Source organism: Candidatus Methylomirabilota bacterium, from assembly GCA_036005065.1.
Taxonomy (GTDB): domain Bacteria; phylum Methylomirabilota; class Methylomirabilia; order Rokubacteriales; family DASRDR01; genus DASYQW01.
Map to the genome: position 1 here is coordinate 1 of DASYQW010000187.1, position 6,813 is coordinate 6,813.

4 protein-coding genes are annotated in these 6,813 nt (G+C 70.8%); 1 reads left to right on the plus strand and 3 read right to left on the minus strand.

The window, feature by feature from the left end; translation table 11 throughout:
• Nucleotides 1-326: 326 nt before the first annotated feature.
• Nucleotides 327-1,082 (minus strand): gamma-glutamyl-gamma-aminobutyrate hydrolase family protein, encoded by a 756-nt coding sequence (locus VGW35_13625; protein HEV8308696.1) that lies wholly within the window; start codon nucleotides 1,080-1,082, stop codon nucleotides 327-329.
• Between the two features lie 118 nt (nucleotides 1,083-1,200).
• Between VGW35_13625 and VGW35_13630 the strand changes: the two genes are divergently transcribed.
• Entirely contained in the window at nucleotides 1,201-2,967 is a 1,767-nt protein-coding gene (locus VGW35_13630; protein HEV8308697.1) for a gamma-glutamyltransferase family protein, read from the plus strand.
• An 88-nt stretch (nucleotides 2,968-3,055) separates the two neighbouring features.
• Here the strand turns inward: VGW35_13630 and clpB are convergent, their stop codons facing one another.
• Together clpB and VGW35_13640 are read right to left on the minus strand one after the other, a co-directional pair.
• Entirely contained in the window at nucleotides 3,056-5,644 is a 2,589-nt protein-coding gene (clpB, locus tag VGW35_13635; GenBank protein HEV8308698.1) for an ATP-dependent chaperone ClpB, read from the minus strand.
• Nucleotides 5,645-5,834: 190 nt separating this feature from the next.
• Complete coding sequence (locus VGW35_13640; GenBank protein ID HEV8308699.1) at nucleotides 5,835-6,317, minus strand: hypothetical protein; 483 nt, start codon at nucleotides 6,315-6,317, stop codon at nucleotides 5,835-5,837.
• Between the last annotated feature and the right edge of the window lie 496 nt (nucleotides 6,318-6,813).

The window sequence follows — 6,813 nt, forward strand, 5'->3', positions numbered from 1 at the left end:
ACGACCGCGCGACCTATTTTGCCTTCGCCAACGAGAAGAAGCCCGACGGCCGCGAGGGCCAGCCGGAGCACCGGATCGTGCGGCCGCTGCGGCGGCCCACCCCGGGCGACGCCTGAGTCACGTCGGAGGGGGTGTCGGAACACCCCCTCCGACGAGGCTTACGCGCGGGGGGAGGGCCGAATGATGCGGGCCGCTTGGAGTGTGTCGGAGTCACCTGGCGCCGACCACCGAGCGCGTGGGGCATCGAGGAGGGCTCCGAGCGGCGGCTTCGCCGCCGCCACGACGGGGGGCATCGGGGGAGTCTCCCGAGACCCCCCCGAAATGACCTAGCGCCGCTGCTGCTTGGCGGCGGCGGCGACGAAGGCCTCGAAGAGCCGGCGCGAGGCGGGGTCTTCTCCGGTGAGCGCCAGCTCTTCGGGGTGCCACTGCACCCCGACCAGAAAGCCCGAGGCTACGGGCTCGTTCGCCTCGACGGCCTCGATGAGACCGTCGGCGGCGTAGCCGACCGGGCAGAGGGCGGAGGCCAGCGCCTTGATCCCCTGGTGGTGCATGCTGTTGACCTGGAGCTCGCCCTCGCCGACCAGGCCGCCGAGAAAGGAGCCTGTCCGCACGGTCACGGCGTGACTCGGCCGGGCCCGGGCCACCGGAGGCTCGGCCCGGGTCTGGTCATGCCGCACGTCGTGCGCGTGCTCGGCCGGCAGGTCCTGGTAGAGGCTTCCGCCCAGTGCCACGTTGAGCACCTGGATCCCCCGGCAGATGGCGAGCACCGGCAGTCCGTCCGCGAGAGCCCACTCGAGCAGGCGGAATTCCATCGCGTCGCGCTCCGGGACGCTCTCGACGCCGGGATGGGCCACGGCCTCGCCGTAGCGCGCGGGCTCCACGTCCTCGCCGCCCGAAAGGACGAGGCCGTCGAGTAGCTCGTAGAGCTCGCGGAGGCTGTCGTCCGCGTGGGCTGGCGTGACGACGAGGGGAAGTCCGCCGGCCTCCCGGATCCCGACGACGTAGGGCTCGTTGAGGAAGGTTCGGCGCGTTCCGATGCGGGACGGCGCGACGGAGCCGGTGATCCCGATTCGCGGCAGCACGCGGTCACCGTACCATCCCACCTGGGACCTGTCAAAGCGGATGGATGTCAAAGCGGATGGATTGACCCGGCGCGGCGTGCTGTGGTGGGATAGGCGGGATGACCATGGGAGCGGCCCGATGACCGTCGATTCCGCGCAGGAGCGCGTCGGGACCGGGCCGGGGGGGCGCGCGCTCCGACCCGAGGCGCTCGGCACCCGCCACGCGGTCGCGGCCGGCCACCCGCTGGCAGCGCTCGCGGCTTTCCGGGTGCTGGACGCCGGTGGAAACGCGGTCGACGCGGGCGTGGCGGGCGCGATCTGCCTGGGGGTCGTCCACTCCGACATCGTCAACGTCGCCGGTGTGGCGCCGATCATGATCTACGACGCCACCCGCCGCGAGCTGGCGACGGTGTCCGGGCTCGGGCCCTGGCCGCGCCGGGCCAGCCTCGAGTTCTTCCAGCGCGAATGTCGACGCGAGATCCCCGAGGGCCTCCTGCGCACCGTCGTGCCGGCATCGCCCGACGCCTGGATCACGGCGCTCGAGCGCTTCGGCACGCTCGGGTTCGCCGAGGCGGCCGCGCCCGCCATCGAGCTCGCGCGCGACGGCTTTCCCCTGAGCCCCTTTGTAGCCGAGATCATCGGCCAGAACGAGGCCCGTTACCGGCGCTGGCCGACCTCCGCCCCGATCTACCTGCCCGGCGGGCGTCCCCCGGTCCCCGGCCAGCGCTTCGTGCAGGCCGACCTCGGGCGCACGCTCGCCTACATGGCGGCCGAGGACCGCGCCGCTGCCGCGCGAGGAGGCCGGGTCGCCGGGCTCCAGGCGGCCCGGGACGCTTTCTACCGGGGTGACATCGCCGCCACGATCGTCCGGTATCACGCCCAGGAAGGCGGCCTCCTCACCCGCGAGGACCTCGCCGAGTTCCGCGTGGGCGTGGAGCCGGCCGTGCGGACGGCGTTCGGAGAGTACGAGGTCTTCGGCTGCGGCTTCTGGTGCCAGGGGCCGGTGCTGCTCCAGATGCTGAACATCCTGGCCGGCGTGGATCTCGGCAGGCTCGGTCACAACACGCCCGCCTACATCCACGTCGTCACCGAGGCCATGAAGCTCGCGTTCGCCGACCGCGAGGCATACTACGGGGATCCGCGGCACGTGAAGGTGCCGGCCGACGGGCTGCTCGACCCGGCCTACGGCGCACGGCGCCAGGGCCTCATCGACGAGACGCGGGCGTGTCCGGAGATGCCGCCGCCCGGCGACCCGGCGGGGGGCCACGCGGTGCTGCCCTCGTGGACCGGCCCGCTCGATCCGCAGGGCCCCCTGCCTGACGCCCTCGACACGTCCTACATCGCGGTGGTCGACCGGGACGGGAACGCGTTCTCGGCCACGCCCAGCGACGTCTCGACGGACACGCCCATCATTCCCGGCACCGGCCTCGCGGTCTCCTCACGCGGCTCCCAGTCCTGGCTGGCCCCCGAGCACCCCAGCGCGGTCGCGCCGGGCAAGCGCCCGCGGCTCACCCCGAACCCGGCGATGGTCTTCAAGGATGGCCGTCTCGTCATGCCGTTCGGCACCCCCGGGGGGGACGTTCAGACTCAGGCCATGTTGCAGGTCTTCCTGAACATCATCGTCTTCGGCCTGAGCCCTCAGGCGGCGATCGAGGCCCCGCGGTTCGCCAGCCAGTCGTTTCCCGACTCGTTCTGGCCACACCGATACTTCCCGGGCCGCCTCACGCTCGAGCGGCGCATCCCCGATGCGACCGCGCACGCGCTCGCCGACCGCGGACACCGGGTGGAGCGCTGGGGGGACTGGGAGTGGCGGGCCGGCGCCGTCTGTCTCGTGCGCGTCGACGACGCGGGCGTGCGCTGGGGCGCGGCCGATCCCCGCCGGGACTCCTACGCCGTCGCCTGGTAGGTCATCTCGGGGGGGCGTCTCGGAAGACCCCCCGATGGGGGAGAGGGTAAGAAGGGCTCATGGCCCACCCACTGCTTGCCGATCAGGGCTAGACCTTGGTGAAGACGAGGTCGTCGCCCTTGGCGTCCACGCGCACCGTGTCGCCCTCGACGAACTCGCCCTCGAGGATCTTGAGCGCCAGGGGGTCCTGCACGCGTCGCTGGATGGTCCGCTTGAGCGGCCGGGCGCCGAACACGGGATCGAAGCCTTCCCTGGCCAGGAGGGCCTTGGTCGCCTCGGTGAGCTCGAGCCCCATCCGCTTCTCGGCCAGCCGCTTCCGTAGCTGTTCCGTCTGGATGTCCACGATGCGGGTGATCTCGCCGAGGCCGAGGTTCGAGAAGACGATCACCTCGTCGATCCGGTTCAGGAGCTCGGGTCGGAGGTGAGTGCGGAGGTCCTGGAGCACGAGCGGCTTGACCTTCTCGGGATCGGCGATCTCGCGGAAGTAGTGGCTGCCGATGTTCGACGTCATGATGACCACGGTGTTTCGGAAGTCTACCGTGCGACCATGCCCGTCGGTGAGCCGGCCGTCGTCGAGGAGCTGGAGGAGCACGTTCCACACATCGGGGTGCGCCTTCTCGACCTCGTCGAACAGGATCACCGAGTACGGACGCCGGCGCACCGCCTCGGTGAGCTGGCCCCCTTCCTCGAACCCGACGTAGCCGGGGGGCGCGCCGATGAGCCGCGCCACCGTGTGCTTCTCCATGTACTCGGACATGTCGAGGCGCACCATCGCGCGCTCGTCGTCGAACAGGAACTCGGCCAGGGCCCGCGCCAGCTCGGTCTTCCCGACCCCGGTCGGCCCCAGGAAGAGGAAGGAGCCGATGGGCCGGTTGGGATCGCTGAGCCCGGAGCGGGCGCGCCTCACGGCGTTGGCCACGGCGCGAAGCGCCGGGTCCTGGCCGACCACCCGCCGCGACAGGCGGTCCTCCATCGAGACGAGCTTCTGGACCTCGCCCTCCAGGAGGCGGGTCACCGGGATCCCCGTCCACTTGCCGACGACCTCGGCCACGTCCTCCTCGTCGACCTCCTCCTTGAGAAGCCGGCCCGTGCGCTGAAGCTCGGCCAGACGCGTGTTCTCGGCCTCGAGCCTGGCCTCCAGCTGGTGCAGGGTGCCGTAGCGTAGCTCGGCCGCCCGGTTGAGGTCGCCGCGCCGCTCGGCGTCGGCCATGGCCGTTCGAGCGGCGTCCATCTCCGCCTTGATCTTCCGGATCCGGCCGATCGCCTCTTTCTCGGTCTGCCAGCGCGCCTTGAGGGCTCCCGAGCGCTCCTTCAGCTCGCCGAGCTCGCGGTCGAGCCTCTCGAGCCGCTCGCGCGACCGCTCGTCGGACTCCTTGGCCAGCGAGACGCGCTCGATCTCGAGCTGCATGACGCGGCGCTCGATCTCGTCCAGCTCGGCCGGCATCGAGTCGATCTCGATCCGGAGGCGGGAGGCGGCCTCGTCCATGAGGTCGATGGCCTTGTCGGGGAGAAACCGGTCGGCGATGTACCGGTGGGAGAGCACGGCCGCGGCCACCAGCGCCGAGTCCTTGATCTTCACGCCGTGGTGAACCTCGTACTTCTCCTTGAGCCCGCGGAGGATCGCGATGGTGTCCTCGACCGATGGCTCCTTCACGAAGATGGGCTGGAAGCGCCGCTCGAGCGCGGCGTCCTTCTCGACGTGCTTCCGGTACTCGTCGAGGGTGGTCGCGCCGATGCAGCGGAGCTCACCGCGAGCCAGGGCCGGCTTGAGCATGTTGGCGGCATCCACCGCGCCCTCGGCCCCGCCGGCGCCGACGAGCGTGTGCAGCTCGTCGATGAAGCAGATGATCTCGCCCTCGGCCTCACCGATCTCGCGCAGGACCGCCTTGAGCCGGTCCTCGAACTCGCCCCGATACTTCGTGCCCGCGATCAGCGCTCCCAGATCGAGCGCGACCAGGCGCTTGCCCTTCAAGCCCTCCGGCACGTCTCCGGCCACGATGCGCTGGGCGAGCCCCTCGACGATCGCGGTCTTCCCGACTCCCGGCTCGCCGATGAGGACGGGGTTGTTCTTGGTCCGGCGGGACAGCACCTGGATCACGCGGCGGACCTCGTCGTCGCGCCCGATGACGGGATCGAGCTTCCCCTTGCGAGCGAGCTCGGTGAGGTCGCGGCTGTAGCGCTCGAGCGCCTGGTACTTCTCCTCGGGGCTGGGATCCGTCACGCGCTGAGAGCCACGGACTTCGAGGAGCGCCCGGTAGACCCCGTCCTGGGTCACGCCGGCCTGGCGGAGGACCCGGCCCGCGGCACCGTCCTTGTCCCCGGCCAGCGCGACCAGGAGATGCTCGGTCGAGCAGTAGTCGTCCTTGAGGCGCTCGGCCTCGGCCCAGGCCGTATCGAGGACGGCCTTGAGCCGGGGACTCACATACCGCTCCCCCTGGCCCCCGGTCACCTTGGGAAGGCGACGGAGCTCGGCCTCGGCGTCCCGGCGGATCGCGTCGGCCCGCGCGCCCAGCTTGGCCAGGAGGGGAGGCACGATGCCGTCCTGCTGCTGGAGCAGCGCGACCAGCAGGTGCTCGGGCTCGATCTGCTGGTGGCTCTCCCGGTCGGCCAGTCCCTGCGCCGTCTGGACGGCCTCCTGAGCCTTGAGCGTGAACTTGTCGAACCGGAACGCGGCCATGGCGACGACCCGCCTCCTCGTCCCCGAACAAAGATCGATCCCGCGGGCTACTCCACGCGGGATCCCATCTGAAGTCTAGCCGCCGAATCCGGCCGTGTCAAAGTGTCACGCGGCGGACGAGCCCTGAAAATGCCACGAGGGAGGCGATGTCCGCCTCCCTCGTGTAACCTCGCGAGGGCCTGAGCTGAGCCTACTGGGTCTTGGGCTGCTCGGCCGGCTTCGCGGCTCCGGGAGCGGAGCTCTTCGGCGCCGGGGTCTTGGCAGGCCCGCCGGCCTTGGCGCCGGCACCCGCCGGACGGATCGACATCTGGACCTCGACGCGGTCCCCTTCCTTGATGCCCTGCAGCGCGCTGGGCGGGAAGTGCAGGTCGAGGTCGCCCTCGTCGGTCTTGAGGGTCACCATGCCCTTGGTCGAGTCGATCTTGGTGACCTCGCCCATCATCTTGTGCTGGCCACGCGCGCCGCCAGCCATCTTGCCGGCCGCCGGCTTGCCGGTCGCGCTCTTCTCCATCCCGGGCTGGGTGGTCTTCCCGGCCGTGCCAGGCTTGGTCTCGGTCGACGAACTCCCCGCGGGCGGGGAGCTCGGCTGCGTCGTCGTCCCCTGGGCCAGAGCCGAAGCCGCCAGGCCCAGGCCGAAGACGACCGCCGTGAACAACGCCAGAACTTGTCGCATCGCCACACCTCCTAGTGTGCGAGAACGGGCTAGTGAACGCCCGTAAGGGAAGCAAGGGACATGCCGCAAAAGATCGTGCTGATCCCTCGATGAAACAATGATTTGTGCGAACGACCAGGCACCCGGCGGACCGCACTGTCCTGAGGCCGACGATGGAAAGCGTTCACCCGTCTAGGGCTGCCGGAGCCGCTGCCGCGGAGCTCCCCTCACCAGAGCGAGCGGCGTGTCCGAGTAACGCGGCGCCGGCAACCGACGCGCGGCGAATCGAAGAGTAACCGGCGCCGGCCACCGAGCGCGTGGTGCATCGAGGAGTGCTCCGAGCGGCGGCTTCGCCGCCGCAACCGAGGGGGGCATCGGGGGGTCTTCCGAGACCCCCCCGAAATGACCTAGCGCGGCGGAGTCGGTCGGAGTCGGCGAAGCTCCTCGAAGAGCTCACGCTCGCGCGGGGTGAGGGTCTGGGGGAGCACGATCTTGACCCGTACCAGCTCGTCGCCCT